18 protein-coding genes and 1 pseudogene are annotated in these 19,271 nt (G+C 60.3%); 10 read left to right on the top strand and 9 right to left on the bottom strand.

What is annotated here, in order from left to right:
• Window positions 1-164 precede the first annotated feature (164 nt).
• The 4 genes from ABNU97_RS13655 (at window position 165) to ABNU97_RS13640 (ending at window position 4,896) form a co-directional block, all read left to right on the top strand.
• Window positions 165-1,340, top strand: coding sequence for a hypothetical protein (locus ABNU97_RS13655; RefSeq protein ID WP_348767244.1), 1,176 nt, complete (start codon window positions 165-167; stop codon window positions 1,338-1,340).
• Between the two features lie 40 nt (window positions 1,341-1,380).
• Window positions 1,381-2,013 (top strand): hypothetical protein, encoded by a 633-nt coding sequence (locus tag ABNU97_RS13650; RefSeq protein WP_348767243.1) that lies wholly within the window; start codon window positions 1,381-1,383, stop codon window positions 2,011-2,013.
• A gap of 372 nt (window positions 2,014-2,385) precedes the next feature.
• Window positions 2,386-2,871 (top strand): pyridoxamine 5'-phosphate oxidase family protein, encoded by a 486-nt coding sequence (locus ABNU97_RS13645; RefSeq protein WP_348767242.1) that lies wholly within the window; start codon window positions 2,386-2,388, stop codon window positions 2,869-2,871.
• 915 nt (window positions 2,872-3,786) lie between these two features.
• On the top strand, window positions 3,787-4,896 hold the full coding sequence (locus tag ABNU97_RS13640) for a GGDEF domain-containing protein (RefSeq protein ID WP_348767241.1): 1,110 nt from the start codon (window positions 3,787-3,789) through the stop codon (window positions 4,894-4,896).
• Between the two features lie 127 nt (window positions 4,897-5,023).
• Here ABNU97_RS13640 and ABNU97_RS13635 read toward each other — a convergent pair whose 3' ends face one another.
• A complete protein-coding gene (locus ABNU97_RS13635) occupies window positions 5,024-6,043 on the bottom strand; it encodes an AraC family transcriptional regulator (protein WP_348767240.1) in 1,020 nt (339 codons plus the stop codon).
• Window positions 6,044-6,149: 106 nt separating this feature from the next.
• Here ABNU97_RS13635 and ABNU97_RS13630 point away from each other — a divergent pair, with 106 nt between their 5' ends.
• The 6 genes from ABNU97_RS13630 (at window position 6,150) to ABNU97_RS13605 (ending at window position 12,953) form a co-directional block, all read left to right on the top strand.
• Window positions 6,150-7,604 carry an NAD(P)/FAD-dependent oxidoreductase gene (locus ABNU97_RS13630; RefSeq protein WP_348767239.1) on the top strand — a complete coding sequence of 485 codons (1,455 nt, stop codon included), beginning with the start codon at window positions 6,150-6,152 and terminating at the stop codon, window positions 7,602-7,604.
• Complete coding sequence (locus ABNU97_RS13625; RefSeq protein ID WP_348767238.1) at window positions 7,588-8,514, top strand: alpha/beta hydrolase; 927 nt, start codon at window positions 7,588-7,590, stop codon at window positions 8,512-8,514. Before ABNU97_RS13630 ends, ABNU97_RS13625 begins: the two co-directional genes overlap by 17 nt.
• A gap of 19 nt (window positions 8,515-8,533) precedes the next feature.
• Complete coding sequence (locus ABNU97_RS13620) at window positions 8,534-9,292, top strand: SDR family oxidoreductase (protein WP_348767237.1); 759 nt, start codon at window positions 8,534-8,536, stop codon at window positions 9,290-9,292.
• 623 nt (window positions 9,293-9,915) lie between these two features.
• The gene (locus tag ABNU97_RS13615) at window positions 9,916-10,707 is read left to right on the top strand and encodes an AcvB/VirJ family lysyl-phosphatidylglycerol hydrolase (RefSeq protein ID WP_348767236.1); all 792 of its coding nucleotides are present in this window, start codon (window positions 9,916-9,918) and stop codon (window positions 10,705-10,707) included.
• 290 nt (window positions 10,708-10,997) lie between these two features.
• Window positions 10,998-11,570 (top strand): hypothetical protein, encoded by a 573-nt coding sequence (locus tag ABNU97_RS13610; RefSeq protein ID WP_348767245.1) that lies wholly within the window; start codon window positions 10,998-11,000, stop codon window positions 11,568-11,570.
• Between the two features lie 516 nt (window positions 11,571-12,086).
• Window positions 12,087-12,953 carry an IS3 family transposase gene (locus ABNU97_RS13605; RefSeq protein ID WP_348767235.1) on the top strand — a complete coding sequence of 289 codons (867 nt, stop codon included), beginning with the start codon at window positions 12,087-12,089 and terminating at the stop codon, window positions 12,951-12,953.
• Between the two features lie 128 nt (window positions 12,954-13,081).
• On the opposite strand, the gene ABNU97_RS13600 is transcribed toward ABNU97_RS13605, so the two are convergent.
• The 8 genes and pseudogenes from ABNU97_RS13600 to ABNU97_RS13565 form a co-directional block, all read right to left on the bottom strand.
• Window positions 13,082-13,870, bottom strand: coding sequence for a hypothetical protein (locus ABNU97_RS13600; protein WP_348767234.1), 789 nt, complete (start codon window positions 13,868-13,870; stop codon window positions 13,082-13,084).
• A 722-nt stretch (window positions 13,871-14,592) separates the two neighbouring features.
• Window positions 14,593-14,925, bottom strand: a complete 333-nt coding sequence (locus ABNU97_RS13595; RefSeq protein ID WP_348767233.1) for a helix-turn-helix domain-containing protein — start codon at window positions 14,923-14,925, stop codon at window positions 14,593-14,595.
• Between the two features lie 2 nt (window positions 14,926-14,927).
• Window positions 14,928-15,260: a type II toxin-antitoxin system RelE/ParE family toxin gene (locus ABNU97_RS13590; RefSeq protein WP_348767232.1), complete on the bottom strand. Its 333-nt coding sequence runs from the start codon at window positions 15,258-15,260 to the stop codon at window positions 14,928-14,930.
• Window positions 15,196-15,630: an ATP-binding domain-containing protein gene (locus ABNU97_RS13585; protein WP_348767231.1), complete on the bottom strand. Its 435-nt coding sequence runs from the start codon at window positions 15,628-15,630 to the stop codon at window positions 15,196-15,198. Before ABNU97_RS13585 ends, ABNU97_RS13590 begins: the two co-directional genes overlap by 65 nt.
• Before the next feature lie 224 nt (window positions 15,631-15,854).
• A complete protein-coding gene (locus tag ABNU97_RS13580) occupies window positions 15,855-16,793 on the bottom strand; it encodes a Brp/Blh family beta-carotene 15,15'-dioxygenase (RefSeq protein ID WP_348767230.1) in 939 nt (312 codons plus the stop codon).
• On the bottom strand, window positions 16,790-17,965 hold the full coding sequence (locus ABNU97_RS13575) for a lycopene cyclase family protein (RefSeq protein WP_348767229.1): 1,176 nt from the start codon (window positions 17,963-17,965) through the stop codon (window positions 16,790-16,792). The genes ABNU97_RS13580 and ABNU97_RS13575 overlap by 4 nt, the downstream gene beginning before the upstream one ends.
• On the bottom strand, window positions 17,962-18,861 hold the full coding sequence (locus ABNU97_RS13570) for a squalene/phytoene synthase family protein (RefSeq protein WP_348767228.1): 900 nt from the start codon (window positions 18,859-18,861) through the stop codon (window positions 17,962-17,964). The genes ABNU97_RS13575 and ABNU97_RS13570 overlap by 4 nt, the downstream gene beginning before the upstream one ends.
• Window positions 18,858-19,271, bottom strand: a pseudogene (locus ABNU97_RS13565) (phytoene desaturase); the annotation flags it as partial. The gene ABNU97_RS13570 and the pseudogene ABNU97_RS13565, both read right to left, overlap by 4 nt.

Genomic DNA, 19,271 nt, shown 5'->3' with positions numbered 1-19,271 from the left:
CGGGGATTATGTGGTGGGCTCGACGCTGGTGGTCGACGGCGGCGTGAATATCGCTCGCTAAAGTGAACGGCAGGTCGGGTTAGGAACACCGTGCAGCGACCGTAAGATCGTCCAGCGCGCCCTCAAATATAATTTTGCATTGAGTGTTACGTGAGGCCGGAGCCTTGATCGCCAACCATGACCGGGAATTCGCATTGGTAAAAAAAGACGCGATATATACCATCAGTCCAACCGGCGAACTCGAGCGTATCCCTTGCGAACCGTATTCCAATGAATTGTTGCTTCAACAATTGATCGCGGACTACCCGGAATTGCTTGCAGGTGATTTGATAGATCCGGACGCTCCACCGCGTTGGTTCCTTGTCAGTAGTGAGACGGGCATACCCGATAACAACGAAAGCCATGATCGTTGGGCGATGGATCATCTTTTGATCGATCAGTGGGGGCGCCCGACGTTCGTAGAGGTCAAACGAAGCACGGACACGCGTATTCGGCGTGAAGTGGTTGGCCAGATGCTGGATTACGCCGCCAATGCTTTAGCGTATTGGCCGTCCGATCGTATCCGCGGTCTCGCGGTTGAGACTGCTGGCAGTGCTGAAGGGCTTTCGCGGGCGTTGTTTGAATTTCTGGGAGGTGAAGTTGAGCAAGGCTCGTATAACGACGTTATCGAAGCGTTCTGGGCGTCGGTGCATCGTCATCTAGCAAACGGAGAAGTGCGGCTTCTGTTCGTAGCGGACCAGATCCCTACCGAACTGCGGCGGATTATCGAATTTTTGAACGAACATATGCCGGCGATCGAGGTCCTCGGGATCGAGATCAGGCAGTACCAAGGTGAGAGTATAAAGGCGCTTGTACCGCGCGTCGTTGGCCAAACCGAATATGCGCGACAGTCTAAGCCCGGTAATACGCCCCGCTCAAAGCTAACCCGAGAAGAGTTCTTGGCGCGATGCTCCAATGTATCGCGTCAGGTGTTTGAAATTATATTGGATGAGTCCGGATCCCACCGGATATTTCCATCTTGGGGGACGACCGGCTTTAGTTTGCGTGTACAAAGACCTTGCGGTACGTGGACATCTTTCGCTTATGCCGTCTTGCCGGATCAGTACAAGGATGATCACGCGCATCTTCAAGTCTATTTGGGTAACTTCACGCTAGCCGAGGATGCGTCATTGGTGCGTAGCCGTTTACTGAAGGCCGCCCCGTTCACGCAAAGTGGGCAATATACGCTGGATCTCCCCCTCGACTTTTTTAATAGCGACCATGCGGCGAAATTTCTTCCCATCCTCTGGGATATCGCCGCAACTTTGGAACGCAATCCCGCCCGCGAACCAGAGGCTTAGCACACGGCGGCGTTTATCGAGAGAAGGGGCGACGACCGATATGAAAAAGAAAGTACTCACAGAAGCGCTGCTGAAAGCAATTCAAAAAGCGAACGACGACTACGAAAACCTATCGGGCGGAAGCTGGTTATCGGATTACGGTGCCGAAAGTTTTCTCGTTGTAGAAGCGATGAAGCAATTGCTTGGAGCGGCGAGACGCTCGCGAAAGCGTGCTTGTGCGACCAGCGAAGAGAGCTTTTCGGAAATCATGGAATGCTCGGGCGCGAACAAGAAACCCGGCCCGTTACCGGCCGTACTAGCCGGCAATTACCGAGCAGACATCGTGCTATGGCGAAACGACTCGCAGCCTTTCGGCGTAATCGAAGTCAAACGGCGTTGGGATAACGGTCCATGCATGGCCGATGTGCATCGTCTGCAAGCGCTCATGGATCGTGGGGGTGCACATTTGGGTGGTTCGATCGAATACTGTGCGCTGGTCATCTTTATCCCGCAGGCGGGGGACCACGGTTGTGAAAAGATCAAACGCCAGTACGAGAATATCGCCAACTACTTGAACGCGCATGCCCAACGTCGGTTTCGCTTTCACACGCTCGAACCATGGCAATACACCTATCACCCGGACGGCACATACGGCGATTATTCAGGCGGCGGGATAGTCGTTGAGTTTTATTGACTTCGTCTTCGCCGGCCACACCCAATCCTTCGCTTAACGCGGGTAGCGCTAAATGCGAGTTGGGTGGGCGGACCGGATGCCGGCGCTTTAAAAGCATCTATCGGCATCCCAAACGATCAGCGATGCGTACTAGGCTTCGGATAAGCTCATGACGTTTATGTTATTGAGACACTACGCTTGGTCTCCCGTTATGTGCTATCAGATCGTTTCACGGCCCCGTTCGTGCGATTTTTGACCGGTCCTGACGGCGTGCGGCTACGCTAGCGTTTACCGCAGTTTATGCCGTGCACCACGCCACGATCGAACGCCGTGTCACTCGGCTCCTGCGGGAGCCGAAAGCACTTCACTAGCACTCGTAAGGATTGCAAGATTATGTCTAGCCCTGAACACAAGCAGAAAATCTGGAACCTGATCAAAGACATTCAGGTCGGGATGCTGGTCACACTGGATGAAGACGTGCCGCGTGCCCGCCCCATGCACCTGGTGCAGGACGACTACGACGGCACCATCTGGTTCTATACCCGCCGCAGTGCGGAAAAGGTGCTCGAAGCCAAGGGTGATAGCGAAGTCTGCCTGACGTTCTCCGATCAGGAAGCCGGCGTGTACGTATCGATGTCCGGCACCGCCCGGGTCACCGATGACCAGGACAAGATCGACCGCTACTGGAACCCGGGCGTCGCAGCCTGGCTGCCGGAGAAGGAAGATCCGGACGTCGTGATGCTCGAAATCGATATCAAGATGGGCGAGCACTGGGCGGCCAAGGAAAGCAAGGTCTTCCAGCTTTATGAAATGGCCAAGGCCAATCTCAAGAGCGACAAGACGCCGAATATCGGCGAGAACGAAAAGTTCGGCGGCTGATCAGCCTGACCGATGAAGTAAAAAACGCCCGGTTCGCCGGGCGTTTTTTTGAGACGCCCGCTGAGCCTGATGCCGGCAAACCAAAGACCCTCCATGGGCTTCGAAACTCCGAAATGCGACATGCGACATGCGACATGCAACGTGTTAGGCATAGCTGTGGAGACGGAGCAGAATTGGCGTTGAAGGGTTCCACTTCATAAAACTCCCACTCTCGCGATCCCGCCTTGAGCAAGGCGCCGGAACTGTGGATCCCCGCTTGCAGCCATAGCGGTCGGCGCTAGTCGCCCGGCACGGCGCGCGACTTGGTACCCCACGGCGCCGGTGACGCACAGCTAAAACGTACACCTGCGGCAACCTGGCGCAGCGTGCCCGCTGTTGGTGTATCGCGAATCTACCCACCGGTATCAAGCGTTACCGCATGCCGGTCCGGCGTGCACATCGATGATGGCGAATCCGTAATTCCTGTGCGCGGCGCATACGCACGAAAACAATGCGTCGGCATGGAGCAAACGTATCGCACGGATTCTTCAGCGCGCGTAAAGAACGTGGAACGCGGCCGGGCGAAGTAGGGGCGTCTGTCGCAGGCGTACTGCCGGCCCGACAGTCGTGTGATCGCGTCCGCGCTGTATGCGACTACATCGATCGCGCTGGCAACGAATCGCTACGTCGGCTCTTGATCCGGGGGGGGGGGTCGTCGCGGCCACGGGTTCTGGTGACGAACAGGCGCAGGCGGGGTAACCGGCATTTCTATTGCTCGTGCGTGGCTGAGTCGCGGCACGGCGACTTCGCTTCAAAAACGCGGCGTAACGGCCGATATACGCCACACAAGCAGGCCCTGTTGAAAACCGGGTCGGTCAGGAATTGCGAACAGGGGGCTTCGCTTTCGTGATAAGAGAACTCGAAGAAAACCGCCGGGTGGCGAATAGCGCGCTGGATTCCACGCACCGCGCCGCGCGCTCGTTCTGGCGGTTGATGCTCGGCACATCGCTTGTCGGCCTCGTGTGCCATTTCTCGTTCGTCGTTCTGTTCTACATCAACGGCGTCACCGCACTGGCACTGGTGAACGTCGGCAGCGTGACGCTTTACGCAACGGCCGCGTTTCTTCTTAGTCGCGGCCTCGCCTCGTGGATCGCATTCTTCTTCGTGATATTCGAAGTGCTCGCCCACGCAGTGCTGGCGTCTTACTGGGTCGGCTGGGAAACCGGTTTCTATTTCTACGCGATCCTCGCGATTCCGGTACTGATCGTTGCCGATTTTCAACGTCTTCCGAGCAAGATTCTGTCCGTGATCGGTGCCACCGTTCTGGTCATCGGTCTGGATATTCTGGTTCGTAGCCGGGCGCCCGTTCACGCACTGCCCAATGACGTCGTGGACGGCCTGCACTATTTCAATCTATCTGCTGCGTTGTCGATCCTCATTTTTATGGTTTCCAACTATTTCTGGTTGGTCAAACGAGCGGAAAGCGAACTGCACCTGCTTGCGACTACCGATTCGCTGACGCACCTGCTCAACCGCCGCAGCATGGTCGACGCCTGGCGATTCGAAAAATATCGCCAGGAGAGTACCGGCGCATCCCTGTCGCTGATTCTTTGCGATATCGATCATTTCAAGCAGATCAATGATACACACGGGCACGACGTGGGCGACCGCGTGCTGCAAGCCGTGAGTGAAACCCTGGCATCCAATCTGCGCGAAACGGATCATCTCGCCCGCTGGGGCGGGGAAGAGTTCATCATCATGCTCGTCGGTGCGCCGCTCGATACCGCGGTCGGCGTCGCTGAGGAGCTCCGGGCAGCGGTCGCGGCCCGGGTCATCGAAACAGACACGGCCCGGGGCGAAATCAGGTTGTCCGTTACGATGACCTTGGGCGTCAGCGGGATGCCGGCCGACCTGTCCGAGCCGCTTGAAGCGGTCGTGGCGCGTGCCGATGCTGCCCTGTACGAGGGCAAACGCGCGGGGCGCAATTGCGTATGTCGCAACGACACACGCGAGCCCAAACCGATGCCCCGGCGCGCGTTCGCCTAGATACGGCGCAGTCCGGCCAGCCAAACGCACGCGCAAAGCTTTGCTCCGGGCGTGCCTGTGACCGGTTGGCCGGTCGGCCCGGCCGCTGGGCATGGCGACACCCCGCGCTACGGTCGCAGTCGGCGCATCAGCGCGCAAGGCCGCGCGGGGTCTGCGCGTGGCGGCGAAAACGGGCGGGCGTTTGCCCTGTCCACCGTCTGAACGCATGCACGAAATTGGACACCTCGGAAAAGCCGAGCCGGTCGCTGATGTCTTCCTGCGTCAGCGCGCCCATCAATAGCCATTGTTCGGCAAGCATACGTCTTACTTCGTCCAGCAACTCGCGGTAGCCCGTGCCTTCTGCGGCCAGCCGTCGGCGCAGGGTGCGCGTGGTCGCCCCGAGTTCGGTAGCCAACGCGTCCATGCTCGGGAAATGCCCCGGCCTGGCCAGCAGGCGCTCGCGCACGCGGGCTGCCATGCCGGCCCGATGGCCTGTTCGGGCCACCAATTGTTCGCACTGTTGTTCGCATAGACGCGCCGCGGCCGGGTTGGCATGGGGCAGGGGGCGGTCCAGGTAGCTTGTCGGAAACCGTGCCCGGTTGTGTGCTTGTTCGAAGGTCGGGGTGACGCCGAATTGCGCCTCGAACGGGCCGGGCGGACGGGCCGGCAGGGTCAGCTCGATGCTCGACCAGGGCAGCGTGGCATCGAAAAGCTCGTGCTGGATCGTCGCGATGGCGCTCAGATCCCGGGCCAGGAGATAGGCCCCGACGCCGGCCGGCAGATCGCCGTTGTCGATGACCAGCGCGGCCTCGGTTTCATGCTCTTCGAGGGTGATGCGGTTGAAGGCATAGGTCAGATCGAGATAGCGCAAGCCAACAATAACCGCGTCCCGAAAGGTTCCGCTGCTGAGCAGGGCAAAACCCCAGACGCCATAGCTGCTCAGGTGATAACGCCGGCCCATGGCCAGGCCCAGTTCGGCGCGGTCGCCCAGCTCGCCGCAGAGATTGGCGACGACCGTGAGCTCCTGTTCACGCGTTACGAAGACGTCCGGTTGGCTTAACGAAGCGTCGCTGAGCCCGCTACCGGCAAGCAGCCGCGTCGTGGACACCCCGTGTTCAACGCCGAAGTCCACCTGCATGCGCACGCTGACAATGGCCCGATCCGACATCGATCATCTGTCCGATTTCCACAATTATTCGTCCGATGGTGCCATAAAAAGCGGCTCGCGAGTCGGCTAGAGTCGTCGAACAATAATGAACAATGAGGAGATGCGCATGGCTGAAAGCCACGACGTTGCCATTATCGGCGCGGGTTTTGGCGGCATAGGCATGGCCATTGCCTTGAAACAGCGCGGCAAGCATTCGCTGGTGATCCTGGAAAAGGAAGGCGAGGTGGGTGGCGCCTGGCGGGACAATACCTACCCGGGCGCGGCCTGCGATGTGCCCTCGCGGCTGTATTCGTTCTCCTTCGCCAAAAAATTCGACTGGTCGCGCCGCTTTGCGCCGCAGGCAGAGATCTTCTCCTATCTGCGTCAATGCGCCGACGACTACGGTCTGCATCCGCATCTGCGTTTTAATACCGAGGTAGAACAGGCGCGCTTCGACGAAGCGGCCGGGCTTTGGCATATCCGCACCCCCCATGGCGACATCCACGCCCGCGTGCTCATCACCGCCACCGGCCAGCTCAACCGGCCCGCCTGGCCGTCCATACCGGGGCGCGAGTGCTTTCAGGGGCCGGCGTTCCATAGCGCACGCTGGGATCACGACGTGGATCTCGTGGGCAAAACGGTGGCGGTGGTGGGCACGGGTGCCAGCGCCATTCAGTTCGTGCCCGAAGTCGCCAAACAGGCAAAAAAGGTGCGGCTGTTCCAGCGCTCCGCGGCCTATGTGATTCCCAAGCCGGACCGTGTCTATTCCAGCGCCGAACAGAAATTGATGGAACGGATGCCCCTGCTTCAGAAACTGGATCGGGGCCGGATCTATGCCCAGAACGAGGCTCGTGTGCTGGGCTTCACCGCCGTTCAGGCGGCGATGGGCTTCTACCAGCTCCTGTTCAAACGCTATCTCAAACGCTGTATCTCCGATCCGCAGCTGCGCGAGAAGCTCACCCCGGATTACCCGCTGGGCTGCAAGCGCATCCTCATTTCCAATGACTATTTCCAGGCCATCGAACGCTATGGCATCGAGGTGCATACCGGCGGCGTGGGCGCGATCACCGAAACCGGCGTCGTGGACGCCCAGGGTCGGCATCACGAAGCGGACGTACTGATCTACGGCACGGGTTTCCAGGCCACTGATTTTCTCGCGCCGATGACCATCCTCGGGCGTGCGGGCCGCGATCTCAACGATGCCTGGCGCGACGGCGCTGAAGCCTATCTGGGCATCAACGTCCACGGTTTCCCCAATATGTTCATGCTTTACGGGCCCAACACCAATCTGGGGCACAACTCCATCGTCTATATGCTCGAATCGCAGATTGCCTATGTGATGAGCGCGCTGGAGGTGCTGGAGCAGGGCGAGCATCGCTTCATGGACGTCGACGCCGACGTGCAGGATCGCTTTAACAGCGATCTGCAAGAGCAGATCCGCCATACCGTCTGGGACAAGGGCTGCCACAGCTGGTACAAGACCGAAAGCGGCAAGAACACCAACAACTGGCCGGGGTTCACCTTCACCTACCGGCGCCGTACCCAGACGCTGGATACCCGCGATTATGAGCTGTCCTCATGAAATCGGCGGGGCGCCGCCAAGTGCAATCCAGCGTCTGATCGCCGCCACGCTGCGCGCCCTGCTGAAACCCTTGCTGATGCCGGCGTTCACGGTGCGCGCGCCGCTGAGCCTGCAGCGACGCTGGCTGAAAGCGGTATCCAGTATCACGCTGCCAGCACGAGGCGTGGTGCGCTTCAACGCCCAAATCGAGTCGGTGCCGGTTGAGTGGGTCGGCAATGGCCAGGCGCTGACGCTGCTGTATCTGCATGGCGGCGGCTATGTCAGTGGCTCGCCCGGTACCCACCGGGCGCTCACCACCCATCTGGCCAAACGCCTCAACGCCACCGTGGCAGTGCCGGACTATCGACTCGCGCCGGAATATCCCTTTCCCGCCGCGTTGAACGACGCGGTCGCGGTGTATCGCGGCTTGGTGGCGCAGGGCCACGATCTGCGCCGGCTCGCCATCGCGGGCGATTCTGCCGGCGCGGGCCTGGCGCTGGCGCTGCTGCAACATCTGGGCGATGACGCCACGCTGCCGGCCCCGTTGGCCGGGGTGCTGCTCTCGCCCTGGCTCGACCTGAGCCTCGAACACACGCCGCAGCAGGTAAAGGGCGAGTTGATGCTCAACACGGCATGGTTGCATACGGCCGCACAAGCCTATGCCGGCGATCATCGGGCTCGACCCGAGGTTTCGCCTCTGGCCGGCAATCTAAACGGCCTGCCGCCGCTGCTGATCCAGTGCGGTAGCGACGAAATCCTGCGCGGCGACAGCGAACGCCTGGCCGCTGCCCTGGCCGACAGCGACACCCGTGCCCGCTACCAGCTGTATCCGCAGCGCTGGCACGTCTTTCAGTTGCACGCCGGCGTACTCAAGGACGCCGATTGGGCCATCGACGCCATCGCCGATTTCCTGACCCGCAAACAAAACTAAACGACACCCGGGAGAAACCATGAAACGTATCCTGATCACCGGTGCCGCCAGCGGTATCGGGCTGGCCACCGCGCACCGCTTCCATGCCCGCGGCTGGTACGTCGGGTTGCTGGACATCGACGTCGAAGGCCTGAAGGCGGTGGCCGCAGCGCTTGGCGAACGGACATGGTGCCAGGCCCTGGACGTACGCGACGCACACGCCTGCCAGGCCGCCGCCGACGATTTCGCTGCCCTGCAGGGCGGTATCGACGTGCTGTTCAACAGCGCCGGCGTGCTGCGCATGGGCCCGGTAGAAGAAATCGCCGAGGCCGACCACGCCCTGATGCTCGACATCAACGTACGCGGCCTGTTGAACATGTGCCGGGCCGCGCTGGCACATCTGAAACAAGCGCCGGACGGACGCGTGCTCAACATGAGCTCGGCCTCCGCGCTCTACGGCGTGCCGGATATGGCGGTCTACTCGGCCTCCAAATTCGCAGTGCGCGGCCTTACCGAAGCGCTCAACCTGGAATGGCAGCGCCACGGCGTCACCGTGCAGGATCTGATGCCGCCCTTCGTGGACACCCGCATGGTGCGCGGCCAGCAATGGCAGGCGCCCGTGGTCAAACGCATGGGTGTGAAACTCAGCGCCGACGACATCGCCGAGGCGGCCGAGAAAGCCATGCTCGGGCACCGCGTCCACACGCCGGTCGGGCTGTCGTTTCGGCTTACCGTGCTGATGGAAAAACTCACGCCGCGCAGCTTCACGCGGGAAGTGATGCGGCTATTGAGCCGCTAAGGCGCGGGCGATGCGGGGCGCACGGCCACGGGCGCGGCTGTTTAAACGCCGAACTTTTCACCCAACGCGCTACTGAATCCGAACGAGCATCGATCGGATCGGGCGAACTGGAGTGGCGGCGGGGTGGGCTTCTTATACTTTCTCCCCGAGCCACTACTCGCGATTCATATGCCACATGCTGCATACGCGCTTCTGGCGGCGATGACACTGGCCTACCTTTACCTGCAAATCGCGACTACGTTTCTTGTTCTGATCGACACTGAGCCCACGGGACGACGCGTGGCCCAGGTCGCCGTGGTGTGGCTTGTACCCGTTCTAGGCGCTTTGTTTGTCGGTTACTTCAAGGCCAACGAGTACGATGTCCGCAATCGGCGACCGTCGATTCTGCTAGTGCCGATGCTGTGGCTCGCGGGCGGGCCAAAACCGCCTACGGGTTCCAACGATCCGCTTGCCTGTACGAGCGCGGACCCGACTAGCGACGATATCTGGGACGCGCAATAGACGCGGGGTATCTGATCGATCGAGGTTAGGATGTAGTCGGCCCGAGATCGCTACGCGAGCGCCAGAACGCAACAAGGCGATAGCCGCCCCATGGCGTAGCGTCGGCTGATGTCTACCGAGGAATGGAGCTGTTCCGTGCAAAGGCTATGAATCGGCGATTTCTTCTCGAGCGGGCAGCCTGGTTGTTCGGCTTTGCGGCCATTCTCATAGGCTCGCCGGGTTGCGTATTCCATCCCGGCAACGAACCTGTAGCGCCCGCAGTCGCCGATCTGCCGCTCGTGGTTCACCCGCGACAACCGCATGCTGGCCCGAACACCGTGGCAACCGACACCCTGGTCGTCATGCTTTCCGGCGATGGCGGTTGGGCAGGGCTCGATAAAGCCGTGGGCCAATCGCTGGTCCAGGCGGGGTATGGGGTGGTCGGTTGGGATTCGCTGCGTTATTACTGGCGGGCCCGCACGCCCGACGAAGCCGCCGCCGATCTCGATCGCGTCATCGAGACGTATCGCAAACGCTGGCGGCTGCGGCATGTCGCCCTCATTGGCTACTCCCGCGGTGCCGATGTGATGCCATTTCTCTATAACCGGCTGCCGGCAGATACTCAAAAACAGGTCAGCGCTATCGTATTGCTGGGCCTGGCCAGCCACATCACGTTCGAGTATCACCCGCTCTCGTGGTTCGGCCTGGGCCCGCAAGGCCAAGCGGTATTACCCGAGGCCCGACGTCTGCCGGCCGATCGCACCACATGCATCTACGGTATCGACGACCCGGAGGCGATATGCCAAGAACTTCAAGCCGCAGGTCTGAACGTCATCGCATTGCCGGGCGGACATCACTTCAATCATGAATACGAGCGACTTGCGGACCGCTTGGAGCAGCGCATCGCTGCGAACCAACAGACTAACGGTGGTTAAGGATTTGCTGTAGTCGTGCGGTGGGGCGGGCGGCGCTCGCTGTGATTCTTTTACCTTAGCGTGGCGCGATATTGGATCGTGGCTGCAAGGCTACAATAAGAAGGTACGCCAAGCAGAAAAGTCAAGATACGTATACTGTCCCCGGATTTTCTGGATTTACATGAGCAGGGCGGTGGGTATAGTTAGTTCACTATCCTGTCGCCGGATCCGCGCTATCCGCTCCCGTTCGGTGGGCAACGTTTAGCACAGTGCTATCTTCAAAAAATCTACACGCCGGGCTCGGTGTCGCGATGAATAATAAGTTAGACCTCGACAATCACGCTAACCAGCTAAACCCAAACAACGATGCTTACTGGCAATCACGTATCGGAGATGATGATCCGGATGACGAGGCTGGCTGCGGTTCAGGACCGAGTAACTGGCCTCCTAGATACCTCACCGAAAGTGAGATCGAGGTACACCGTCTCGAACAGTTGCAACGCGAGCGAGACCGCTTGGCTAAGGCTGAGGAAAAAGCCCATACCGAGCGATTACACCTCGAAGAGCAACTGAGGAGTTATCTGCGCGAGTGGCGATACATTCGTTCAACAATGGCTAGTTATGTGATACGCCATCGCAAGAGATTGGCCGGGAGCGAACTACGCAGAACCTACTTTCCAAGCATCGTTGCATTTGACGACGAAGTGGACCAAATGCTCGGGGCGGCGCGCTGTGTAGAAGCGCGCATTTCCTCCTTATTGCATAAGCTACGCCCGCATTCGCCCGAAACTGCGCATATCCAAACAGCTTATGATCACGCGACGCCAACGCGTCGGGTCTACGAGCAGGCACTTGAGGAAGGCGAAACCGACAACGAGACGTAATCAAGAACCGACTCCGCAAGCTGCGGGCATTACGCACAATGCAAGACCTCGTATCTTGAAGATGCCGAAAGAAATCGAGACGCTAGTCTCGACCAAAAGGCCGGGGTCGGTCGAGGCTGGCAGAGTTTAGGCGATTGAGCCTGTTGGTCAGATAAGTCCGCTGAGGCGTCCCGGCTGTAACGGACACCCAGATCAGAAGACGATCCTGACGGGGTGCTCACTGACCGAACGACAAGTGTTTTCAGCCGAATTCAAACGCGAAGCCGTCCGCTTGCTCGAAAGCGGAGACCGGAAAGCCGCTGCTTTAGCTGGCGATCTGGGCGTGCGACGCAATTTGCTCTACAAATGGCGAGACGACATACGCAGCTAGGGCGATGACGCCTTTTCTCGCAAACCGAGCCCGAAGCCGGCCGCCGAAGCTAGCGAGGTCGAACGACTTCGCAAAGAGCTCGAAGCCGTTAAAGCTGAGCGCGACATCTTAAAAAAAGCGGCGGCGTACTTCGCCAGAGAGCTGCCATGAAGTACGCCTGGATCGCGCAGCATCGACAGGCCCATTCAATCGCGACGTGCTGCCGTGTACTGGGCGTGAGTCGTTCGCGCTTCTACGCCTGGCGTCGGCGCGGCCCAAGCGCTCGGGCTCAGGCGGACGCCGCGCTGACGACACGAATTCGCACACTGCATCATCAAACACGCGAAGCTTACGGTAGCCGCAAGATCCAAGCGGCGCTCAAGCAAGACGGCGTGTCTGTCGGCAAGCAGCGTATTGCGCGGCTGCGCCGCGAAGCCGGCATCGTTACGCGCCGTCGGCGGCGGTTTCTGACCCTAGGCCGGGCGAAACGCCAACAATGGATGGCACCGAACCGGCTCAATCGGGATTTTTCTGCCGCAGCGCCGGATCGTATCTGGGTGGGCGATATCACCTTCATCGGCTTGCCCAACCGCTGGCTCTATCTCGCCGTACTCGTCGATCTCTATGCGCGACGGGTCGTTGGCTGGTCGATGTCGAAGCGCATCAATCAGCCCTTGATCATGAATGCGCTCGATATGGCGATACAACGCAGACAACCGGAGCTTGGACTGATCCATCACTCGGATCAGGCCGCGTTGTATAGCGGCCACGCGTACCGTGATTATTTGGCCCGACGAGAGATCACGCCGAGCATGAGCCGCAAGGGTAACCGCTGGGATAATGCGGTCGCCGAAAGCTTCTTCAGTACGCTGAAGAATGAACTGATCTGGGGCCGGCGGTTTGAGTCGCCATCAGGGGCCAAATCTGCGATTTTCGACTACATCGAGGTCTTTTATAACCGACAGCGACTGCATCAATCGCTGGGCTATCAAACACCGGAGAGCTACGAACGTAAGCTAGCCAGTAATCCCTGATCTTGCTGTCCGAAAAAGTCGGGACACCTCACTGTGACCCCAAGCTGGACCCAAGCTGTCGTTGACAACGGCGACTGATCACGCTCTACTTAGGGCGCGAGCGATGCCCAATGAGCCTCCTTTGTATGCTAGTGCGTACGATGCGCTCGGCGGGCATCCTTTTTTGAAGATGTGTACCGATTGATAGCGCCCGTTCCTTTGAGATACGTCTTGAATACAAGATGATCGACCTTTCGCTTTGAATCCCGAGACAATTTGTTAGGGCGCGGTGAGCGGGTATGCGTCGATGTGTGATTTTGATCGAGGGTGTCGATCATCGCGTGTAAAATCACTCCATATACAAGCATGCGTTGGCGCGTCTTTTTAATATGGATGTTGCCCAACTGTGATTTTAGCGGCTCGAGCCATACACTGTAGTAATCACTTTCAGCAATTCTGCGAGTGAAATTTACGATGGTGGTGGTTCTATAAGGCGAGCTATCCATCTCGGTAGCAATTTCACCGATAGCTATTTGATGTGTCTTGTCGACGAGCCTGATTCGTTGCGATTCTAAACATGCTCGAAACGCCACTAGCTTCCGGCCGCGCTTATCCTGATTCAGTGATACTCCGAGGCTTTCGCGATCAAGAATGACTAGTCGGCTCCAAAACGCCGAATATAAATATGTCAGGGCGACAAGTTCTTGTTTTAAAGTACCGTGTGGTGTTGAGAAGTCGCGATCTGCTAACGAAAGGGTTTTACCACAGATCGCATCGGCGGTCTTTAGAAGTGGATCAAGATGTTCATCTACTAGTCTTTTCGCATTTTTCTTCTTCTTAACGGAGTGTGTAAGAAAGGAAATCACGTAGTCTATAAGTTTTACTACTAGTCCGCCTGATACGGCGGCGGAAAGCAGAGACCACCAAGTTGACGTCATTTGCACCGTTCGCGTGAGGGTTTAAGAGTCCGATTCAGCATGTTCCGCGGGAGAAGCCTAAGGGCGATTCTCGTTTGATTATCGCACGCTGCTAAACCAGCTAGCCAACAGAGTCCGCCTTGTGTCTTCGGACCGGGCCAGGAAGACCCCTATCGAGCTTTAGCTCGATCTACTCATCCGTAGGAGCGGGGATCAATCGATCCGGACAGGGCTTTCCGAGTTCAAATGATGTTTACTGGTCAGTTGTAAACTCCCATCGGCTTTTCTCGATGAGCTCGTTACCTTCTTTCCAATTCTCCACCAAAGCCTTCAACTCATTATAACTGGAGTAACTTCCGGGATGAGTTCCATCCAATGCCGCATCTGCAAATTGCATCAGCACATCGTATTTCTTATTAGACTGAAACTCCGTTGAGCTCAATTTCTCTATCGCATGATAGGGCTTATCCTTCCCGCCTAGTTCACCAAAATAAAATCCTTCGAAGTCGGAGACCTGCGCAATTAATCCGCATCCAGGGAAGCATTTGGGACGATCAGATACAACTTCAATTATTTTGGTGTTTTATGCCCACATACGGTTCTTTATCCAATCGTCCTTCCTTCTGGTCTTCGGTGAGTCGGAGTCGTGGACAATCGTATACATAGTGCCAAAATGGTTGAGAATTTTCGCAAAAAGGACTAAATTTGCCTTGCCCATGCAATTTACGACTTTACACTAGGGACTAGTTGGGGTCAGGTCTTGCATCGTGCGCCGCCGCAATAACATTGGATTCCGTAAGCGCGGCAAGTACGGCATCGGGCCGACGATCGAGCACGTTAAGCAAAACCCGAGCGGGGCCGTGCGGCTGTCTATCGCCGCGCTCCCAATGCCGCAATGTCCCGAGACTGATACCGAACGAAGCAGCGAACTCGCGCTGGGTCATGCCAACCTTATCGCGTACGGCCTTAACGTCTGTAGCCGACATTTCATGAACGACGACCTCGTTCGGCTTATTCGCTTGATGCGCGATCGCCTGTTCGAGACCGGCCTTGATACTTTCAAACGCGTCACTCATGTCTAGACTCCTGCTGCCTTGGTGAGCAGTGCGACAAGCTGAGCAAGTGCGTTGCGTTCAGCTTGAGAGATATTGGTCTTTTCGTTCTTGCCGAAAATCGTGAGCAGATAAAGGGGTATGTGTTCGTCGTGAAAGTAGTAGACGACACGAACGCCACCGCTTTTGCCGGATCCGTCGCGAGCCCATCGAAGCTTCCGCATACCGCCGGTGCCTCGCATGAGGTCGCCGGCTTTTGGATGTTCTGCCAGATACGAGATCAGCGCTTGGTAGTCAGCATCGCCGATCAACTTGCGAATCTTGCGCGAGAACTCCGGCGTCTCGGCTACGGTCTGCATACGAGGATGGTACGCCAATGGATTGCTTTTCGCCAGGTTGAGCGATGCGCTCTGCTAACCCAGATACTCTCAAGACGCCACGAGTAACGGTTTGCTCAAGCGCGTTTCGCTGCGAGTAAATCGACAACTGCTCCCGCCCCCTCGTCAACCCCGTATAAAACAACTCCCGAGTCAAAACCGGCACGTCATAATCTGGCAGCACCAGCGTCACGGCGTCGAACTCCGAGCCCTGGCTTTTACGAATCGCCATCGCGTACACGGTGTGGTGTGCGGGTAGTGCGCTCGGCAGGAATGCCCGTACTCCGTTATCCCCTTCGAACCAGACTCTAACTCTAAGTTGCCCATCGTGGTTTTTAAGCGCAATACCCACGTCGCCGCTATAAAGCCGGGTTTTGTAGCCATTTGGTCTAATCGCAACGCACCGGCTGTGCTTATACGCCGTATTCCGATGGATGTGAAAACGCCCGGCCTGACACAAGATTTGCTCGTTCGCGCCTTGATGATTGGGTGCGTATGGCGGGCTCGATCAAGCCAGTGGACTTGCTGTTACGCGTGCGATGTTCTGCGAAAGTGGGCGGGTCAGGTGGACCGGGCTTATTGCTGCGGGCGGGAGTGTGGATACCCCGCAACGGTTGGGTTTCGTCCGCTGCGGCTGCGGATTCGATGGGCGCGCTGCAGCAGGGCGTCAAGCAACATATGCGGGACGGTGAGCGCGGCCAGGCCGATGAACACGGCGCGTAGCAGGGCGTCATCTGGCGAAATGCCGAGGCAGACGGTCAGCAATATGGCCGCGAGTGCGCCGACGACGATTACCGCTAGCGACGACAGCAGTGCTTCGCCGAGAGCCCGTGTTCGTGCATGGCCTAGGCTGGCGAGCACGCAATGGGTCTGGCGCAGGGCATGCAGTGCGCCGTAGTACACCGCGAAGAACGCGAGCGGCGGTAGCGTGACGGCGAGCAGCCAGAGCAACCCGATTTCGAGGCTGGCACGATCGCGACAGCGCACACAGCGCGTGGCGAACAGGGCCAGTCCGGCCACGCCGGCGAGCGCAGCGGCGGCGACGATCATGCTGACGTCGGCCCCGCCCGTAATCTGACCCAGTATTTCGCCGACGCGGTGGCTGTGGCAGAGGGCGGGCGCGCCGATGGTGGTCAGGCCGCCGGCCCAGGCGGCCAGCCGGTCGTCGAAGCGCCAGTCGCCGGCGAAGTGCCAGGCCGAATAAACCAGAAAGCCGGCCAAGGCCAGGCGCGGTTGCCACCACCACAGCATGATGCAGGCGGCGACCAGGCCGAGATAGACGCCGAAGAAGACGGTAAGCGGACCGCGCCGGGTTAAACCGAGTTCGATGCGTGCGCGGGGCAGGTCCAGGGCGCCGTGGGGCATGCCGAACAATACGGCGATCGCGAATGCGGTCAGCGTTAGCACTGAGCCGTTGTCGCGCGCGCCCGTAAGCCAGAGCGCGAGGCCCAGCACCGCGGCGGTCGCGATCACGAACACCGCGGTATGGCGTGCGAGTACAACCGGCGGCTTCATTTCGGCCCCAGCAGGCCGGCGGCGAACGCCGGGCGGGCGCAGGCCGTGATAACCGCGATTCGGTCGACCAGGCTGGGGCTGTCGTCCAGAAACCGTACCAGCCGGGCCGGTGGGCAGCCTGCGAACAGGTCGGCGAACAGGCGCGGCGCGAGGTCGGGCCGGCGGCGGATCACCCGCAGGAACAGCCGATCCATGCCGCGTTCGATGGGCCCGCCGGGGTCGGGCGCGATGTCGGGTAGGCGGCCTTGGCGACACAAGTCATCGACAAGCTGCTGACACTGGCGTCGAATACGGCGAAAGGCGTAGCCGGTGGCGCCGCGGTTGACCCCTGCGCCCTGACCGATTGCGAGATAACGCCCGGGGTGTGGGGAGCGCTTTGGCGCGGTGACCGTCATGGGCAGGCTGGCGGTTTCGCTGCGAAACACGCGTACCGGGCGAGCGCCGCAGCGCTGGCGCAGCTCGGCGCCCAGCCACGCCTTCAGCGATGCCTGTGGTGGAGCCACCGCAGAAAAGCGGGTGACTTCGATCAGGGCACGCCGGTCGGTGAAGGGCAGCAGGTAGACGAAATCGACGCCTTCGCCCGCCATCGCGCCGGGGCGAAATTCCATCAGGCCGGCGACGCCGCCATCGAAAGCCGGGCGGTTGGTTTCCACCTCGTAGCCGAGAAAATGCTGGGCATAGGACGGGGCCGGCGCGCGCCGCCAATTCAGACGGGCATCGACCACCTGGCGCGCTTCGATGGTTTCGATCGCGTCTGAGTGGCGGGCGCTACGCAGGCGAACGCGTACTCCGGCATCGGTGACATCCATATCGATCACCTCGCGCCCCATGGCGAGCCGCTGGTCGGGGTCGGCGGCGATGCGTTGGGCCTGGGCGTTGAGCCAGGCACCCGCGTCGAGGCTGACGTATTGCCAGCCCGGGGCACCACACGCGACCGGCGCACGTTCGCCATGGCGGACCTGCCAGCGATTCCAGCGGCCCTGTTCGCCCGGCCAGGGGGCCGGCTCGCCGTCCGCGCTCCAGAAACTCCAGGTGCGGTCGGTGATGTATTCCGGACGAGCTTCGAGCACGAGCACGCTCAGTCCGCGCCCGGCCAGCGCCTCGCACAGGGTCAGCCCGGCGAGGCCGCCGCCGAGGATGACCAGATCCAGGGGCTGGGTATGCGCCGTCATCGCGCGCGGCTGTGCCAACGGGCGAACAGGGCGTCGGCGATACCCGTCAGCGCGAGACGAATCTTCTGCCCCAACGGCACCACGGCCCGCGGGGCATGGGGGTTGGCGTGTTGGCGGCGAATGACGCTGCCGATGCCCTGGTAGAGTCGCGCCGCGACGGCGACGGCCAGGCGCAGCCGCAGCGGCAGGGCGATCAGCCCGGCGCGCCCGTCGCGATAGAAGCCGTCGGCGCGATCCAGCAGGGCGCGTGTGGCCACCGCTGCCGCTTCGACGGCGGCCGGTTCCCGGCCCGCGATCGCGTCCGGCGTGGCCGGGCAGCGGGTGGCGGGCAGATAACGACGTCCGCGCACGGCGTCCTCGCGAACGTCGCGGGCGATATTGGTGAACTGCATCGCGCGGCCGAGGGCGATCGCCTCGGGTCGATGCGCCGTGGGGATGTCGAACAGGGCACAGATCATCTCGCCGACGGTACCGGCGACGGCGTCGGCATAGCCATCAAGCTCGGCATCGTCTTTCAGGCACAGCGGGTCGAGATCGCGGCGCAGGCCATCGAGCAGCCGGCCAAAGGCATCGAGACCGTGCGGCGCATCGCTGAACAGGGACTGCGCTTCAAACGCGATCCGATCGCGGGTCGAATCGTTGTACAGGTCGGCCCGGATCGCATCCAGACGGCGACGCCCGATCTCGGGCGGGGCTTCGTCGGCCAGGTCGTCGGCGGTACGACAGATGGCATAGAGCCGGGCGATATCATCGCGCTCGTGACGCGGCATGAAGCGGGCCGCCGGTGCGAAGCTGCGCGCATGACGATCCATCAGCCGCTGGGCGGCCTCGGCGTTCGGCCCGCGCACCACGAGCATGGCGGGCGACGGGCGCTGCTCTTGCCTGAGTTCGCTCACGGCCGGGCCGGCAGCAGCCGCTCCAGGGTGCGGGCCGAGTTGAGCACGCCGGGTACGCCGGCACCGGGGTGGGCGCCGGCGCCCACCACGTACAGATCCGCCAGGCCCTCGCCACGGTTGTGGTAGCGAAACCAGGCGCTCTGGGTAAAGCGCGGGGAGAGCGAAAAGCCGGCGCCGGCTTCGGCGTCGTAGTCTTTGTAAAAATCTTCCGGCGTCATGGCGAACTCGGCGGTAATGGTGTCGGCGAGACCGGGCAGCAGGGTGGCGTGAAGCGCCGCGACGATGCGATCGCGCAGTCTCGGGCCTTCCACCGCCCAATCCTGACCGCCGCGCAGGTTGGGCACCGGGCAGAGTACATAGAAGCTGTCGCAGCCGGCCGGCGCAAAGCTCGGGTCGGTGGCGGTCGGCCG

This window comes from uncultured Salinisphaera sp., assembly GCF_964012375.1.
Classification (GTDB): Bacteria; Pseudomonadota; Gammaproteobacteria; order Nevskiales; family Salinisphaeraceae; genus Salinisphaera.
The sequence above is the reverse complement of the archived record's forward strand: the minus strand, read 5'-3'. Positions and strand labels throughout refer to the sequence as shown.